Source organism: Streptomyces sp. NBC_01506 (assembly GCF_045040295.1).
GTDB lineage: Bacteria > Actinomycetota > Actinomycetes > Streptomycetales > Streptomycetaceae > Streptomyces.
Genome location: NZ_CP109422.1, coordinates 329,840 through 344,907, shown reverse-complemented (window position 1 = coordinate 344,907; position 15,068 = coordinate 329,840). Strand labels below are relative to the sequence as shown.

At 70.9% G+C, this 15,068-nt stretch carries 16 protein-coding genes and 2 pseudogenes; 9 read left to right on the top strand and 9 right to left on the bottom strand.

Features of this window, described 5'->3' with window-relative positions; genetic code table 11:
* Position 1: 1 nt before the first annotated feature.
* Positions 2-946: a sulfite exporter TauE/SafE family protein gene (locus tag OG329_RS01500; protein ID WP_405791994.1), complete on the bottom strand. Its 945-nt coding sequence runs from the start codon at positions 944-946 to the stop codon at positions 2-4.
* 84 nt (positions 947-1,030) lie between these two features.
* On the opposite strand from OG329_RS01500, the gene OG329_RS01495 reads away from it, so the two are divergent.
* The 4 genes and pseudogenes from OG329_RS01495 (at position 1,031) to manD (ending at position 3,814) form a co-directional block, all read left to right on the top strand.
* Positions 1,031-1,945, top strand: coding sequence for a LysR family transcriptional regulator (locus OG329_RS01495; RefSeq protein WP_405791992.1), 915 nt, complete (start codon positions 1,031-1,033; stop codon positions 1,943-1,945).
* A gap of 25 nt (positions 1,946-1,970) precedes the next feature.
* Positions 1,971-2,273: pseudogene (locus OG329_RS01490) on the top strand (FadR/GntR family transcriptional regulator); the annotation flags it as partial.
* Positions 2,239-2,505 (top strand): annotated as a pseudogene (locus OG329_RS01485) (carbohydrate ABC transporter permease); the annotation flags it as partial. The pseudogenes OG329_RS01490 and OG329_RS01485, both read left to right, overlap by 35 nt.
* 88 nt (positions 2,506-2,593) lie before the next feature.
* Positions 2,594-3,814: a D-mannonate dehydratase ManD gene (gene manD, locus OG329_RS01480; RefSeq protein WP_405791990.1), complete on the top strand. Its 1,221-nt coding sequence runs from the start codon at positions 2,594-2,596 to the stop codon at positions 3,812-3,814.
* On the opposite strand, the gene OG329_RS01475 is transcribed toward manD, so the two are convergent.
* From OG329_RS01475 to OG329_RS01460, 4 genes are all read right to left on the bottom strand, one after another.
* The gene (locus OG329_RS01475; RefSeq protein WP_405791988.1) at positions 3,777-4,682 is read right to left on the bottom strand and encodes a MerR family transcriptional regulator; all 906 of its coding nucleotides are present in this window, start codon (positions 4,680-4,682) and stop codon (positions 3,777-3,779) included. The two genes, manD and OG329_RS01475, sit on opposite strands and share 38 nt — an antisense overlap.
* 42 nt (positions 4,683-4,724) lie before the next feature.
* On the bottom strand, positions 4,725-5,519 hold the full coding sequence (locus OG329_RS01470; RefSeq protein WP_405791986.1) for an ABC transporter permease: 795 nt from the start codon (positions 5,517-5,519) through the stop codon (positions 4,725-4,727).
* Entirely contained in the window at positions 5,516-6,484 is a 969-nt protein-coding gene (locus OG329_RS01465; protein ID WP_405791984.1) for an ATP-binding cassette domain-containing protein, read from the bottom strand. The genes OG329_RS01470 and OG329_RS01465 overlap by 4 nt, the downstream gene beginning before the upstream one ends.
* Positions 6,485-6,577: 93 nt before the next feature.
* Complete coding sequence (locus tag OG329_RS01460) at positions 6,578-7,360, bottom strand: DUF899 family protein (RefSeq protein ID WP_405791982.1); 783 nt, start codon at positions 7,358-7,360, stop codon at positions 6,578-6,580.
* Positions 7,361-7,575: 215 nt separating this feature from the next.
* Between OG329_RS01460 and OG329_RS01455 the strand changes: the two genes are divergently transcribed.
* Positions 7,576-7,848 carry a hypothetical protein gene (locus OG329_RS01455; RefSeq protein ID WP_405791980.1) on the top strand — a complete coding sequence of 91 codons (273 nt, stop codon included), beginning with the start codon at positions 7,576-7,578 and terminating at the stop codon, positions 7,846-7,848.
* Here OG329_RS01455 and OG329_RS01450 read toward each other — a convergent pair whose 3' ends face one another.
* Positions 7,849-8,289, bottom strand: a complete 441-nt coding sequence (locus OG329_RS01450; protein WP_405791978.1) for a MerR family transcriptional regulator — start codon at positions 8,287-8,289, stop codon at positions 7,849-7,851. It lies immediately after the preceding gene.
* Positions 8,290-8,376: 87 nt separating this feature from the next.
* Here OG329_RS01450 and OG329_RS01445 point away from each other — a divergent pair, with 87 nt between their 5' ends.
* Complete coding sequence (locus OG329_RS01445; protein ID WP_405791976.1) at positions 8,377-9,153, top strand: SDR family NAD(P)-dependent oxidoreductase; 777 nt, start codon at positions 8,377-8,379, stop codon at positions 9,151-9,153.
* A gap of 376 nt (positions 9,154-9,529) precedes the next feature.
* Here OG329_RS01445 and OG329_RS01440 read toward each other — a convergent pair whose 3' ends face one another.
* Entirely contained in the window at positions 9,530-10,954 is a 1,425-nt protein-coding gene (locus OG329_RS01440; protein ID WP_405791974.1) for a sensor histidine kinase, read from the bottom strand.
* Positions 10,951-11,658 carry a response regulator transcription factor gene (locus OG329_RS01435; protein ID WP_405791972.1) on the bottom strand — a complete coding sequence of 236 codons (708 nt, stop codon included), beginning with the start codon at positions 11,656-11,658 and terminating at the stop codon, positions 10,951-10,953. The genes OG329_RS01440 and OG329_RS01435 overlap by 4 nt, the downstream gene beginning before the upstream one ends.
* Before the next feature lie 153 nt (positions 11,659-11,811).
* Between OG329_RS01435 and OG329_RS01430 the strand changes: the two genes are divergently transcribed.
* Genes OG329_RS01430 through OG329_RS01420 form a run of 3 tightly spaced genes read left to right on the top strand, consistent with a single transcriptional unit; the run spans position 11,812 to position 14,318 of the window.
* Positions 11,812-13,149 (top strand): ferric reductase-like transmembrane domain-containing protein, encoded by a 1,338-nt coding sequence (locus tag OG329_RS01430; protein WP_405791970.1) that lies wholly within the window; start codon positions 11,812-11,814, stop codon positions 13,147-13,149.
* Between the two features lie 16 nt (positions 13,150-13,165).
* A complete protein-coding gene (locus tag OG329_RS01425) occupies positions 13,166-13,591 on the top strand; it encodes an FMN-binding protein (protein WP_405791968.1) in 426 nt (141 codons plus the stop codon).
* A gap of 1 nt (position 13,592) precedes the next feature.
* Positions 13,593-14,318 (top strand): FAD:protein FMN transferase, encoded by a 726-nt coding sequence (locus OG329_RS01420; protein ID WP_405791966.1) that lies wholly within the window; start codon positions 13,593-13,595, stop codon positions 14,316-14,318.
* A 70-nt stretch (positions 14,319-14,388) separates the two neighbouring features.
* Here OG329_RS01420 and OG329_RS01415 read toward each other — a convergent pair whose 3' ends face one another.
* The gene (locus OG329_RS01415; protein WP_405791964.1) at positions 14,389-15,060 is read right to left on the bottom strand and encodes a TetR/AcrR family transcriptional regulator; all 672 of its coding nucleotides are present in this window, start codon (positions 15,058-15,060) and stop codon (positions 14,389-14,391) included.
* Positions 15,061-15,068 lie beyond the last annotated feature (8 nt).

Here is a 15,068-nt window from a genome sequence, read left to right as displayed (position 1 = left end):
GTCAGCCTCGCAGGAAGTAGAGGACGGTCATGGTGACGGCGATCGTCAGGATGATGCCGCGCAGCGGCCGGGCGGGCAGACGGCGCGCGAGGTGGGCTCCGGCGAAGCCGCCGGCCACCGCGCCGACCAGCATGGCGACCAGGACGAGCGGAGTGCGCAGCGCGTCCGACGCGACGAGGAACAGCACGCTCGCGCTGAGGTTGAGGGCCGCGAGCTGGGCGATCCGCATCGGGTTGCCGGCCGCGGTGTCCAGGCCGAGGCCGATGCTCCAGAACGCCAGCATCACGATGCCTACGGCTCCGCCGAAGTATCCGCCGTACACGGCGATGGGGAAGTGGGCGATCAGGACGGTGCGCGGCCCCAGGGTGACCGAGCGCCCCGTCCCGCCGCTCCCGGCTCGCACGGTGCTCAGGGCGCGCGAGACGGGGCGCCCGAAGGCGAGGAGCAGTGTGGCGAAGGCGAGCAGCCACGGCACCGCCGCGCCGAACGACTCCGACGGCAGTACCAGCAGCAGACCGGCACCGAGCGCGCCACCGATCACGCTGATCGCTGTCATCGCCGACGTGGACGTCCCCCCGACCGGAGCCAGGCCCTGTCCGGCGGACCTTCGGGGGTCCGGGACGCCTGGCACGGCACCTTGCCGCGTTGTCGGAGTCATCCAAGTACGTCCAGTACGAGGACGATCCTCCGCCTTGCGACGCACCGCACCGGACGCCCCGGCCTGATCCCCGAACGTCCGCCGGACAGGACCTAGTTCACGCCGGTAGACCCACGCGCCCACCACGGCCCCCGGCACGAGCGCGATGGTCGACGACGCGTTCGCCGTCACCGGGGACAGCCCCGCCGCGACCAGCGCGGGCAGCGCCACGAACGTACCCCCGCCGCCCATGGCGTTCAGCGTTCCGGCGACGGCGCCGACCAGCAGGACAAGCCATATCTCGGGCACCCGTCGAGCATCGCCCCGCGCCCGGTGGGTTCACAATGCGCCATTGCTGTACCCAGCCTCAGGCGGAGCCTTAGGCTCAGGCGCGTGCGCTACGACTTGGACGACCTACGGCTCTTTCTCGGCATCATGGCGGAGGGCTCGATCACGGGCGGCGCCCGCCGGATGCATCTGAGCCTGCCCTCGGCCAGCGCCAGGGTGCGCGCGCTGGAGCACAACGCCGGTGTGGCACTGCTGATCCGTGGCCGGCGCGGCGTACGGCCCACTCCGGCGGGTACGACACTGGCCCGCCACGCGCGTGACGTACTCGCCCAGACGGCGCGCCTCGAAGGCGCGGTCGCGAGCTACACCCGGTCCCCGGCCGCCCCGCTGACCCTGTTCGCCGGCGGCGCCGCCATACAGGGATTCGTGCCGCAGGCCCTGGTCTCGTTCCTGCGCGCGCACCCGGACGTCGATGTCAGGGTCTTCGAAAGCCGCACCCCACAGACCGTACGCGTGCTGGTCGACGGCGAGGCGGACCTGGGGATCGTCATCGACGACGAAGAGGCCCGGGACAGCGGCCTCGACATGGAACCGCTCGGCGACGACTCCCTCGTCGTGATCGGCCAGGCCGGCGGCATCCTCGCCGGGCGGACCGGGTTGACGTACAGCGAGGTCGCCGAACACCCGCTCGTCGGGCTCGACGCCGACTCCTCGCTGCGCCGCTGGATCGAGAAGAACCTCGGCCCGCACGCCCCGGTGGTGCGCTACCGCACCACGGTCGCCGGCCTCAACATCCTCATCGGCCTCGCCGCCGCCGGGGTCGGACTCGCCGTCGTACCTCGTCGCGCCGTCGACCCCGGCCTGCCGCTCGACGTGTGCGAGCTGCTGGAGCCGTGGTCACGCCGGCTCCATCTGCTGGCCCGGGGCGCGAAGGCGGACACGTCCCCGACCGCCACGGCCGCGGCCACCACCGCGCTGGCCGAACACCTGCGCCACGCGGCCCGCGGCGGTCCCTGGTGACCGGGGCCGTCCGCCGCGCGACCGGATGTCCGGGAGGGGCGATATTCGCCGGTCCATGCCGACACCTGACCCTTCCGCCCGCCGCGGCCCGCTGACCGAGCACATCGCCCGTCAGTTGGAGCACGACATCCGGTCCGGGGACATCGCCGTCGGTACGAAGCTGCCCTCCGAGCGGGAGTCGGCGGCCCAGTTCGGGTCCAGCAGGAACGTCGTGCGCGAGGTGCTGCGGCGGCTGGAGGCCCAGCATCTGATCGAGGTGGCTCCCGGACGCGGGTCCTTCGTGCTGGAGCAGAGTTCCGCCGGCCGCGCCCGGGACGGCGACGGCGTCGCTGCTGGACTTCGTCTCTAGCTGGAACAACTTCATGTTCGCGCTGGTCTTCGCCGACGACGGCACGCAGACGGTGCCGGTGACGCTGTTCAACTTCATCTCCTACGCCGGCACCGACTGGGGCGGTCTGATGGCCGCCGCGACCCTCATCACGGTGCCTGTCGTACTGGCCGCCGTCCCGGGGCAGAAATACCTGGTGGCCGGACTGACCTCCGGCGCCACGAAGGGCTGACGCCTTCTCGGATCCGCCCGCGCCACCCCACTGTGTCCAGCCCGTACTCGTACAGCCGTCTCCTGGCGGCTCGGAAAGAGCGAACACCATGAAGATCGTCGACGCGAAGGTCGTCGTCACCAGCCCCGGCCGCAACTTCGTCACCCTGAAGATCACGACGGACGACGGGCTCACCGGACTCGGCGACGCGACGCTCAACGGCCGGGAACTCTCGGTCGTGAGCTACCTCCGCGACCACGTCGTCCCCCTGCTCATCGGCCTCGACCCGCACAGGATCGAGGACACCTGGCAGTCGCTGTACCGGGGCGCGTACTGGCGGCGCGGTCCGGTCACGATGGCCGCGATCGCCGCGGTGGACGTCGCCCTGTGGGACATCAAGGCCAAGGCGGCCGAACTGCCCCTGTACCAGCTTCTCGGCGGTGCGAGCCGGGAGCGGGTGGGCACCTACGGGCACGCGAGCGGACGTGATCTGCCGGAGCTGTTCGACTCGATACGCGAGAAGCAGGCGCAGGGCTACCCGGCCATCCGTATCCAGACCGGCGTACCGGGCCTCAAGACCGTGTACGGCGTGGGCGGTTCGGCCTCGACCGCGCCCGGCGCGGACGCCGCGCCCGCGCACCCCCGCCCGGTGGTGGAGGACTGGGACACCGCCGCGTATCTGCGCCACCTTCCCACCGTCTTCGAGGCCGTCCGGTCGCAGTTCGGCGCCGAACTGCCCCTGCTGCACGACGCGCACCACCGGCTCACCCCGATCCAGGCGGCCCGGCTCGGCAAGGACCTCGAGCCGTACCGGCCTTTCTGGCTGGAGGACTGCACACCCGCCGAGAACCAGGAAGGGCTGCGGCTGGTGCGCCGGCACACCACGACACCGCTCGCCGTCGGCGAGGTCTTCAACACGGTGTACGACTACCAGAGCCTGGTCACCGAGCAGTTGATCGACTACGTACGCTCGGCGGTGACCCACTTCGGTGGAGTCTCGCCGCTCCGGAAGCTTTTCGACTTCGCCGCCCAGTACCAGATCAAGAGCGCCATGCACGGCCCCGAGGACATCTCCCCGGTCGGTATGGCCGCCGCCGTGCATCTGGACCTCGCGGTCCACAACTTCGGCATCCAGGAGTACTCGGGCCACACCCCGCTCACCGAGCGGGTGTTCCGCCACGCGTACACCTTCACCGACGGCCATCTGCACCCGGGCGAGGCCCCCGGCATCGGCGTCGAACTGGACGAGGAACTTGCCGCCGCCCACCCGTACGACCCGGCCTATCTGCCGGTCAACCGTCTCCAGGACGGGACGGTCCACGACTGGTGACACGAGCGGGCCGAGCCTGACCGGCGGGGCGCCCCTCCACTCGTACGACGGGAGGGACGCGCCCCGGGGCGGGATCCCGGGCCGGCTCCACGCGTCTGAGCTTGGTCCAGCCCGTCCAGCCCCGCTCCCTCAGCAGCTCGATCAGCCGGCGGGCCGGTGGCAGGGTGTCGAAGGCCAGGGTGTCCATCAGCTTGACGAACGGTGGCTCGATCTCGGCATCGTCCACATAGTCCTCGCCCTGTTCGTCGGCCATCTGCGTGATGTACGCGGCGAGCTTGTCGGCCAGCTCGACCAACTGTGTGTCGTCATCGGCCTGTTCGTTCCCTTCCATCCGGTCGAGCGCCTGGCCCAGCGTGCGGTAGAAGTCGACGAGCCGCCGATCGGCGATCTGTTCGCGCTTGCGCGCCATCCACTCCGCGACTCGCTCCGGAGAGTGCGCCACCAGCGGGATCCAGCCGTCGCGTTCGACCTGGACGATCCGCTCGTCGACCCCGAGCGCCCGCAGTCGGTCGAGATAGCCGACCACCTCCGGGGGCAGCGCCAGGCTGTCCCCGGAAGCGAGGCGGGCGATCCGCTCGCGGTGCCGCTGCCGCTCCCGGATCTCCGCCCGCAGCCGCTTGTCGATGTCGGCGACCGCCGCCGCGAACTCCGCCTCGTCGGCCCGCAGCAACTCCCGTACGCGAGCGAGCGGGACCCCGGCCTCGGCGAGCGTCCGGATCTTGATCAGCTCGACCACGGCGCCGCCGCCGTACCTCCGATAGCCGGAATGGTCCCGCTCCGGCTCCGGCAACAGCCCTTTGGCGTGGTAGTGCCGCACCGCGCGTACGGTCACTCCCGCGTACGACGCCAGCTCGCCGATCGTCAGCATCGGACCAGTCTCCCCGGACCGGCCCGATCCCCGGGACACGCCCTAACCGGCGGCACGGGTCCGGTAGAGGCGCCGCGACCACAGATGGCCGGCCGACCCGATCACCACACACCAGCCGACAGCCCACAGCGCGTCCGAACCGTCCGGCGATCCGGCGAGCAGACCGCGGAAGGTGTCCATGATCGGTGTGAACGGCTGGTGCTCGGCGAACCACCGCAGCCCGGCCGGCAGCGACTCCACCGGTACGAACCCGCTGCCCACGAACGGCAGCAACACGAAGATCATCGGCAGATTGCTCGCGGTCTCCGGGTCCGGGCTCGCCAGCCCCAGCGCCACCGTGAACCAGGTCATCGCGAAGGACAGCAGCGCGAGCAGACCGACCAGGCCCAGCCACTGCGCCGCCGAGGCGGCGGTCTGGAGACCGAGCAGGAACGCCACCCCGAAGATCACCACGAGCGCGTGCGCGGTCTGGATCATCGCGGCGAGCACATGGCCGGTGAGCACCGAGGACTTGGCGATGGCCATGGTGCGGAACCGGTCGATGATCCCGTTGGTCATATCGGTGGCGACCAGGACCGCCGTGCCGATGGACACGCTCGCCACCGTCATCATCAGGATCCCGGGAGTGATGAACGTCAGGTAGTCGCCGCGGTCCCCCGCCGGGGCTCCCGGCAGACCGGCGCCCATGGTGCCGCCGAAGACGTAGACGAACAGCAGCAGGAACAGCAGCGGCTGCCCGATCAGCATCAGCGTCATCGACGGATAGCGGACCATGTGCCGCACATTGCGACGCAGCATGGTCGCCGAGTCGCGGACGGCGTACGTCACGGTGGTCATACCGGCACCTTCTTCGAATTCTCCGCGGACTCGTCGGTGGTGGGGCGGCCGGTCAGAGCCAGGAACGCGTCATCCAGGTCCGGGGTGCGCACGGCGAGACCGGCGACGTCGTCGTCGTCATCGATCCTGTCCAGCACGCGCCGCAGCGCGCCGAGGCTCCCGTCGTGCGGCAGGGTCACGGTCAGTGCCTCGACGTTCGCGACCGCTTCGGGCAACCGGCGCGCCAGCTCGGCCGTCCGTTCGCTGTCGGCGGCCCGCAGCTCGATGTGACCACCGGGGACCAACCGCTTCAGCTCGGCAGCGGTGCCCTCGGCGACCAGTCGGCCCCCGTCGAGCACACCGATCCGGTCGGCGAGCTGGTCGGCCTCCTCCAGATACTGCGTGGTGAGGAACACGGTGGCTCCGTCGGCCACCAACTCCCTGACGATTCGCCACAGTTCACGGCGGCTGCGCGGGTCGAGACCGGTGGTCGGCTCGTCGAGGAAGATCAGCCGGGGCCCGGATACCAGGGTCATCGCCAGGTCCAGCCGCCGCTTCATACCGCCGGAGTAGGTCACCGCGCGCCGGTCGGCGGCGTCGGCCAGTTCGAACCGCTCCAGCAGTCGCCCGACCACGGTCCGCGCGCGGTGGCGGTCGAGATGGCCGAGGTCGGCCATCATCCGCAGATTCTCGCGCCCGGTCAGCAACTCGTCCACGGCGGAGAACTGCCCGGTCACACCGATCGACGCGCGCACCCGCCGCGCGTCGCGCCGTACGTCGTACCCGGCGACCCGAGCCGCGCCGGAGTCCGCGGGGAGCAACGTGGACAGAATCCGGACGGTGGTGGTCTTGCCGGCCCCGTTGGGCCCGAGCAGGGCGTAGACGGTGCCGGCGGGGACGGTCAGGTCGACTCCGGCGACCACTTCATGAGTGCCGTAGGACTTCCGCAGCCCGGCGACCTCGATCGCGTTTGTTCTTGTCGTCATGGCGGCCATGCTGCGAGGTTGCCCCTGCGTCAGGGTCAACCCGCCGGCACTCCCCGTCGCCCGACGCGGCCGGCCGCCCTCGCCGAAGGCGCGTCAGTGGTGGTGCCCGTTCCGGCCGAGGGTGTCCGCGGGCGTCGCGCCGGGGCGGGTCCACTGCGGTACGGGGCGCCCGGTCGGGCCCCAGGTGGCGTTCCCGTCCGCGTCCGAGCGCCAGTACCAGCACGCGTGCCGCCCCTCGGGCCGGCCCTGCGGGTTGTCCTCCCATGCCTCGCCGCGGCCGTACGGCGTCGAGTCGAGCAGGGCGAACGACCCGCTGATCCGCTCGGTGCCACGGCCGGTCGTGGAGTAGGTGAGGAACGCGCGGTCGCCGTCGCGCAGGAAGGAGGTGAGATACCCCATGTCACCGCCGACCGGCTCCGCCACGTCGCGCACCGAGTACCAGGGCTGGGTGTAGCCCATGAACTCGACGAAGGGGGCCACCTCGTCCCACGGGCCCGTGGTCAGGATGGCCATGGAGACACCGCGGGCGTTGAGGTAGACGGCGTCCCTCAGGTGCCAGGCGCTGACGGTGCAGCCCTCGCACTGTCCCTGGTGCGGTGCGCCGTCCCACCACATGTGTTTGTAGACCAGCAGCTCGTCGCGGCCCTGGAACAGATCGAGGAACGGGACCGGCCCGTCGGGTCCGACCACCTCGACCGTCCCGTCGAACTCCACCATCGGCAGTCGCCGCCGGGCCGCGGCGATCGCGTCGCCCTCATGGGTGTGCGCCTTCTCGCGGACCAGAAGCTCGTCACGGGCGGTCTGCCAGGTCGCCAGGTCGACAACGGGCGGGCGGCCGGGCAGGGGGCCGGTCGGGTCGTTCGGCGTGGTCGTCATGGTGTCCTCCGTGGTCTCCCGTGCCGGGCGGCGCCGTACGACGTCGTACGACGCTCACCGGTGCAGACTCGCGACCCGGCCGAAACTCATCGCGGCGAAGGGCGCCCTCGGCCGAGCCTGCACGGCCCACGGCGGTCCGACAACTTCACAGACGCGCTCTCACCCGTCTGCCGTGTCCGCCGTGACTCCGTCGTCAGGGGCCGGGCGGCCCGGAGGTGACGAAGCCGATCGCCTCCATCGGGCACGGCGCCGCCGCGAGCGCCGCCGCGTCCGAGGCGGACCGGTCCGCCTCCGGAGCGTCGGCCCGTGCGCGCGAGCGGTTGCCGTCGCCGGACTCGAAGTGTCGCGGCGCGGTGGCGAGGCAGACCGTCACGGGCAGGCTGCGCGGGGCCCTGTCTCTCGCCCCCGATGTACAGGACAAGTACGCGACCCTGGGCACGCTGCCCATCGTGGTCGCGCCCGACGCCGGCTCGGCTGCGCGGACGTAGTCAGGGATGGCGGCTGGCAGGCGGCCCGTTGTTCGTCGCCGCCGCGAGTGCTTCGGCGTGCGCCCGGAGGATGCGGTGATGCACCGGACAGTCGTCCAGGTGGCTGTGCCGGCAGTCCAGGGTGTGCCGCAGCGCTCGCCGCGCCAACTCGATCCGCTGGACACGGTCGTCGAGTTCACGCAGCTTGTCCGCCGCCACTGACCGCCAGTTCGGATCGGTCCTGCCGCTCGGGCCGACGAGCGCCGCGATCTCCGACAGCGTGAAGCCGGCCTGTTTGAGCAGGTCGATGAGTGCGATCTGTTCGACGGCACTCTCGTCGTAGACGCGTTTGCCGCCCGCGCGCCCGGTGGCGCGCAGCAGGCCCTTGCGTTCGTAGAAGCGCACGGCGGACGACGCCAGCCCGGTGCGCGTGCGCAGTTCGGTTATCGACAGTGTTCCCATTGACTTGAACCGTAGTTCAACCTGGAAGCTTGTCGACGTGAAGATCGCGCACCAGGAGGTCCGCGAGATCGGGCGAGGGAGACTTCCGTGACAACGTCAGGCAAGCGCACAGCCGTGGTGACCGGAGCGGGCCGGGGGATCGGGCTGGCGATCGTGCGGGCTTTGGTCGAGGACGGGTTCACCGTCGTCGCCGGCAGCCGCACGATGACGGACGACCTGCGGGCCGCCACACCGGACGCCCTGACTGTCGACCTGTCCACAGCCGCCGGTCCCGGCGATGTCGTACGGAGCGCGGTCGAGCGCCACGGGGGGATCGACCTGCTCGTCAACAATGTCGCCGGCACATCGACACCCCCCGGCGGGTTCCTCCAACTGGACGACGACGCATGGCTTCACACGTTCGAGCTGACGTTCATGGCGGCCGTGCGCGCGACGCGCGCGGCGCTGCCGAGCCTCCTCGACCGTCGTGGCGCGGTGGTCAACATCAGTTCGGTCAACGCCCGGCAGCCGCAGCCGCGACTGGTCGCCCAGTCGGCGGCCAAGGCGGCGCTGTCGAACCTCGGCAAGGCGCTGGCCGAGGAGTTCGGCGGCCGTGGGCTGCGGGTGAACACCATCTCCCCCGGCCCGGTCTGGACGGACCTGTGGACCGCCCCCGGCGGGCCCGGAGACGTACTCGCCCGGCGCGCGGGCATCGCGCCGAAGGACATCACCGACCGGCTTCCGGCGACCGTCGGTCTGTCCACCGGCAGATTCGCCGACCCACAGGAGGTCGCGGCGCTCGTGGTGTTCCTGGCGTCCGGCCGGGTCCCCAACATGAGCGGCTCGGATCTCGTGATCGACGGCGGAATGCTCAAGACCGTCTGAACGCGGTGGCGTTGAGCCGGCACCCGGATGCTTCCCGCCGGACAGGACCCGGGCCCTGTCCAACGGATCTTCGGGGGCCCGGAACGCCTGGTACGGCACCTCGCCGCGTTGTCGAATCGCCCAAGTACGTCCAGTACGAGCGCGATCCTCCGCCTTGCGATGCACCGCACCAGACGCTCCGGGCTGGTCCCCGAAGATCCGCCGGACAGGACCCGGGCCCTGTCCAACGGATCTTCGGGGGCCCGGAACGCCTGGTACGGCACCTCGCCGCGTTGTCGAATCGCCCAAGTACGTCCAGTACGAGCGCGATCCTCCGCCTTGCGACGCACCGCACCGGACGCTCCGGGCTGATCCCCGAAGATCCGCCGGACAGGACCTAGCCCGGGATCCGGAGGGTGAAGACCGTCGACCCCGGACGGCTGGCCAGTTCGATCGTGCCGTTGTGGGCCCGTATCAGCGACCGCGCCACCGCGAGCCCCAGGCCACTGCCCCCGCGGTCGCGGGTGCGGGCCTTGTCCAGGCGGTAGAAGCGGTCGAAGACCCGCTCGTGGTCGTCGGCCGGAATCCCGGGGCCGGAGTCGGCGACGCGGACCACCCCCGCGCCGGGGGAGAGGTCCAGCTCCAGCGACACCGTCGTACCGACGGGGGTGTGTACGGCCGCGTTGGTCAGCAGGTTGTCCAGGACCTGCCGGATACGTAGGGGATCGAGCCGCATCCGCACCGGGCCGCCGTCGATCCGCACCGACAGCGGATACTGCGGCCGGCCCGCGCGGAACGCGTCCGCCGCCTGGTTCAGCAGCTCCGCCGGATCCGTCTCCTCCAGCCGCAGCGGAGTCTCCACATCGGCCGCGTCCAGGCGGGCGAGCAGCAGCAGGTCGTCCAGGAGGAGGCCCATCCTGGCCGCCTCGGCGCGCAGCCGTGCCAGATGCCTGTCCCGTTCGGCGGGCTCGTTGGCCGCCGCGTACTGGAACAGATCGGCGTAGCCGCGTACCGACATCAGCGGCGTACGCAGCTCGTGCGACGCGTCCGCCACGAACCGGCGCAGGCGCTGTTCCGCCTCGGTGCGTACGGCGAGCGAGTCGTCGATGTGCTCCAGCATCGTGTTGAACGCGGTGCGCAGCTCCTCGACCTCCGCGCCGCCGTCGTCGAAGTCGACGCGGACCGGCAGCCGTGCCGAGTCGGTGAAGTCGTGCGAGGTGATGCCGCGCGCGGTGTGCGCCATGTCGCTGAGCGGTTTGAGTCCGCGCCGCAGCAGCGAACGGCCCAGCACCACAAGCCCCACCAGAGCGAGCGAGAAGCCGACGACCTGGACCGTGACGAGCTGGTTCATGGTCGCTTCGATGTTCTCCATGGGCGCCGCCGTGACCAGGACGACTCCGGGGCTGACCTCACAGGCGCGCAGCCGGTACTCGCCCTGCCCCTCGATGTACGCGGTGCGGAAGACCTCCTTCGCCCCGGAGTCGCGCTGTACTTCGGCGACGGCGGAGAGCTTCCCGGCGTCCGCCGGTACGTCACTGGGCTCGCGCAGCGCCGCATGGTCGTCCGTGACGTCGTACACCGCCGTGTACCAGCGGTAGTACGGCTGACGCTCCACCGTTCCGTGCGCCTTGGCGTCCTGGGCCTGGGTGCCCTGGACCAGCTCCATCTGGTCGTTGAGCTGATGCTCCAGATAGTCCCGCATATACGTCGACAGCGCGGTACCGACAATGGCGAACACGGTCAGCGTGAGCACGCCGAGACCCAGCGCGAGGCGGGTGCCCAGCCGCAGTCCGCGGTACGACCGCGTGAGACGGCCGATCATCGGGCGACGTGGCGTACGACGTACCCGACGCCCCGCACGGTGTGGATCAGCGGCGCGCCGCTGTCGTCCCTGTCGTCCGGCTCGTCGAGTTTGCGGCGCAGCCGGCTGATGACCAGCTCCACGACGTTGGAACGGCCCCCGAAGCCGTACTCCCACACATGGTCGAGGATCTGCGCCTTCGTCAGCACGGTCGGCGACTTGCGCATCAGATAGCGCAGCACCTCGTACTCGGTGGGGGTGAGCGTCAGGAGCCGGTCGCCGAGCCGCACCTCGCGGGTGTCCTCGTCCATCGTCAGATCCGCCACCCGCAGCACGGAGCGCTGGAAGCCCGGCCCGGCGCTGCGGCGCAGCACGGTCCGCAGCCGGGCCATCAACTCCTCCACGGCGAACGGCTTGACCAGATAGTCGTCACCGCCCCGGGTCAGACCCGCGACCCGGTCCGAGACGGTGTCCCGCGCGGTGAGGAACACGACCGGCACCATCGTCCCGGACGACCGCAGCCGGTCCAGCACGGCGAAGCCGTCCAGGCCGGGGAGCATCAGGTCGAGCACCACGATGTCCGGCTTGAACTCCGCCGCCCGGTGCAGCGCGTCCTCGCCGGAGTGCGCGGTGATCGCCTCCCAGCCCTCGTAGCGGGCGACCGTCGCCACGAGGTCGGCGATGGGCGGGTCGTCGTCAACGACGAGAAGGCGCACTTTTTCCACTCGTCCATAGTGCTGCACGCGGCTGCCCGCGCCCTACGGGCCGGCGGCCCCGCGGCCACATCGATAAGCAGTTGAAAGTTCGGCGACAGGAAAACGACAGCTCCCGGCAGGCAGGCTCGAAGTCCCCAGGCACCGATCAAGGAGTTGCCGCCCGTGACGACCCTCCACCGTGTTCAGCCGCCCCCAACGGCGTTCCGCCCCAAGACAGTTGCCCGCGCCGGGCTGTACGCCCTGCTCGCCGCGAACGTCGCCGTGGTGAGCGTCTTCTTCCTCCAGGCGGGGTTCGCCTCGAACGCCCTCATCGTGATGGGGCGCCTGGCCGGGCTCTACGCCGCCCTGCTGATGGCCTTCCAACTGCTGCTTGTCGCCCGGCTGCCGTTCTTCGACCGCCGCATCGGCATGGACCGGCTGACCTCCTGGCACCGCTGGGTCGGCTTCACCCTCCTGTGGCTGCTGCTCACACACGGCACGTTCATCGTCTTCGGTTACGCGCAGGCATCGTCGATGGGCCCGGTCGACCAGCTCGTCGATCTCGCGGAGACCGTCGAGGGCGTGCTGCGCGCCGTCGTCGCACTGGCCCTGATCATCACGGTCGGCCTTGTCTCGGCCCGGTTCGCCCGTCGCCGGCTCGCCTACGAGACATGGCACTTCATCCATCTCTACACCTACCTCGCGGTGGTGCTGGCCTTCACCCACCAGGTCTCGGCGGGTTCGACGTTCACCGCGTCGCCCACCGCCACGGCGTACTGGTACACGCTGTGGGGCTTCGCCCTCACCGCGGTCTTCACCGGCCGCGTGGTGCTCCCGCTCCGGCGCAACCTGCGCCACCGACTGCGGGTGACGGCCGTCGTACCCGAGTCCGACCGTGTCGTGTCGATCTATGTCTCGGGCCGTGATCTGGACCGACTGCCCGCCCGTGCCGGCCAGTTCTTCCTCTGGCGGTTCCTGACCAGGGACCGCTGGTGGCAGGCGAACCCCTTCTCGCTGTCGGCTGCCCCCGACGGCAACGGGCTCAGGCTCACCGCCAAGACGGCGGGCGGCGGCACGGCGGCCCTGCGCCAACTCAAGGTGGGCACAAGGGTGTTCGCCGAGGGCCCGTACGGCGCCTTCACCACGATGCACCGCACCCGCCCGGACACCCTGCTGATCGCCGGCGGCGTCGGCATCACCCCCATGCGCGCACTCCTCGAAGAACTCCACGGCCATGTCGTCCTCATCTACCGGGTGGCCACCGACCAGGACGCCGTCCTCTACGACGAGTTGACCGAACTGGCCCACGCCAAGGGCGCCCAACTGCACCTGATCACCGGACCGTCCACACCGGACCGTCTGGCCCCGCACGAGCTGGCGGCGCGCGTACCGGACATCACCGAGCGGGACGTCTATGTCTGCGGACCGCCCGGCATGACCACCGCGGTGCTGCGCACCCTGCGCCAACTGGGCGTGCCCAAGCCACAGATCCACGCCGAGCGTTTCAGCCTGGCCGGATAGAGGGGGAACGAACACGATGAAGCGAGTCCTGCCCGTCCTGGCCCTGACCGTCGCCGCGGTGATCCCACTGTGGCGGTACGAACCGTCCCTCGGTACGACGACATCCGTCGAGGCGGCCCCCGCGCCGCCGCCCCCGCCCGCCGGCTCGCCCGATTCGGACCCGGCGCCCGGCGACACCCCGGCGCGGACCGTCCAGGGCTCCACCGTCAACACGGAGAAGGGCCCCGTCCAGGTCGAGGTGGTCTTCGAGGGCGACGAGATCAGCACCGTACGCATGCTGCGACAGCCCGACCATCCGCAGACCACGGCCGCCGTACCGAAACTGATCGAGGACACGCTCTCCGCGCAGAGCGCCGACATCGACACGGTCTCCGGTGCCACGATCACCAGCGACGGCTACCGGCAGTCGCTCCAGGCCGCGATCGACGCGAAGGGCGCCTGAGGTGCCGCGAGTTGAGCACATCATGGGCTTCCCGGTCTCGGTGCGCATCGACGACGGGGCCGCCGATCCGCAGGCCGCCGCGGACGAGGTGTTCGCGTGGCTGCGCCAAGTCGACCTGCGATTCAGCCCGTTCAGGTCCGACAGCGAGGTGTCCCGGTTGGACCGGGGCGAGATACCGGCCGAGGGTCTGAGCCCGGAGCTGTCGGAGATCCTTGCCCTGGGCGAGTACTACCGGGTCGCGACCCGTGGTGCCTTCGACGTCCGACTTCCCGGGCGCGGCCTCGACCCCTGCGCGGTGGTGAAGGGCTGGTCGGTGCAGCGGGCGGCGGAACTGCTGTCGGCCGCCGGGGCCACCCGGTTCTGTGTGAACGCCGGTGGTGATGTCGTCGCGGCCGGCGGGCCCTGGCGGGTCGGCGTACGGCACCCCGAACGCGCCGACCGACTGTGCGCGGTACTGGAGATCACCGACGGCGCGGTCGCCACCTCCGCCCGTTACGAGCGCGGCGACCACATCCTCGACGGCCGCACCGGCCGCCCGGTCACCGGCCTGATCAGCCTGACCGTCGTGGCCCCGTCGCTGACCGAGGCGGACGCCACCGCGACGGCCGCGTTCGCGATGGGCGCGGAAGGTGTCGACTGGGCCGCGTCGAGGGACGGCTGCGAGGTGTTCGCCGTGGACGAGGGGCGGCGGGTCTTGCGTACGCCCGGTTTTCCCGTCGCCGCGTGAGCGATGAGGACACCGCCGGGCTCGGCCTGTCCGTTCGGGCCGATACCCGCGCCTCCTACCGATAGGTGCGCTACTCGGGCCTGACGATGCCCATGGCCCGCTCCACCGTCTCGTCGCTCAGACTCGGAGTCGTGAGCGGTGGGTTGTCGGGTCGCTGCCGCAGGCCGTTGAGGAGAACGTCGAGGTAGCGGCGCCAGATCTCCGGCTGTTGGCCACGGGTGAACTGCGCGGCGCCGTACAGCATGTGCTGGATGACCGGGATGTCGGAGGGGGTCACCTCCGGGCGGAGATCTCCGCTCTCCTGGGCCCGGCGGATCAACGCCTCCAGGAAGGGCAGCATGCCGCCGCGTGCCGTCTCGATGGGCGCGGACGTGTGCTCGCCCAGCATGAGCACTTCGTGCAGTCCACGGTTCTCGGCGAGGTCGGCCGTCATCGCGGTGAGGAAGTCGACGAGACCCGTCCAGGGATCGGGGTGGGTGAGCGCCCTTTCGGCCAACTCCTGCCGCATCCGAAGGTCTTGTTCGAACAGGGCGCGGATGAGGTCCTCCTTGGTGGGGAATCGGCGGTACACGGTGCCGACCCCGACTCCCGCGTGGTGGGCCACGCCGTCCAGCGTGACCCCCAGTCCCCGTTGGCTGAAGACCTCGCGGGCCGCGTCGAGAATGCGTTCACGGTTGAGGGCGGCGTCCCGCCGCAGCGGGCGCTCGCCCTCAACCGGATGCTGCCGGGAACTGTCCGTCATACGGCCCA

Coding starts and splice junctions, on each gene's coding strand:
- OG329_RS01475 (WP_405791988.1), bottom strand. CDS start 4,682: ATGCTGACGATCGGCGAGCTGGCGTCGTACGCGGGAGTGACCGTACGC.
- manD (WP_405791990.1), top strand. CDS start 2,594: ATGAAGATCGTCGACGCGAAGGTCGTCGTCACCAGCCCCGGCCGCAAC.
- OG329_RS01425 (WP_405791968.1), top strand. CDS start 13,166: ATGAAGCGAGTCCTGCCCGTCCTGGCCCTGACCGTCGCCGCGGTGATC.
- OG329_RS01465 (WP_405791984.1), bottom strand. CDS start 6,484: ATGACGACAAGAACAAACGCGATCGAGGTCGCCGGGCTGCGGAAGTCC.
- OG329_RS01440 (WP_405791974.1), bottom strand. CDS start 10,954: ATGATCGGCCGTCTCACGCGGTCGTACCGCGGACTGCGGCTGGGCACC.
- OG329_RS01450 (WP_405791978.1), bottom strand. CDS start 8,289: ATGGGAACACTGTCGATAACCGAACTGCGCACGCGCACCGGGCTGGCG.
- OG329_RS01470 (WP_405791986.1), bottom strand. CDS start 5,519: ATGACCACCGTGACGTACGCCGTCCGCGACTCGGCGACCATGCTGCGT.
- OG329_RS01460 (WP_405791982.1), bottom strand. CDS start 7,360: ATGACGACCACGCCGAACGACCCGACCGGCCCCCTGCCCGGCCGCCCG.
- OG329_RS01415 (WP_405791964.1), bottom strand. CDS start 15,060: ATGACGGACAGTTCCCGGCAGCATCCGGTTGAGGGCGAGCGCCCGCTG.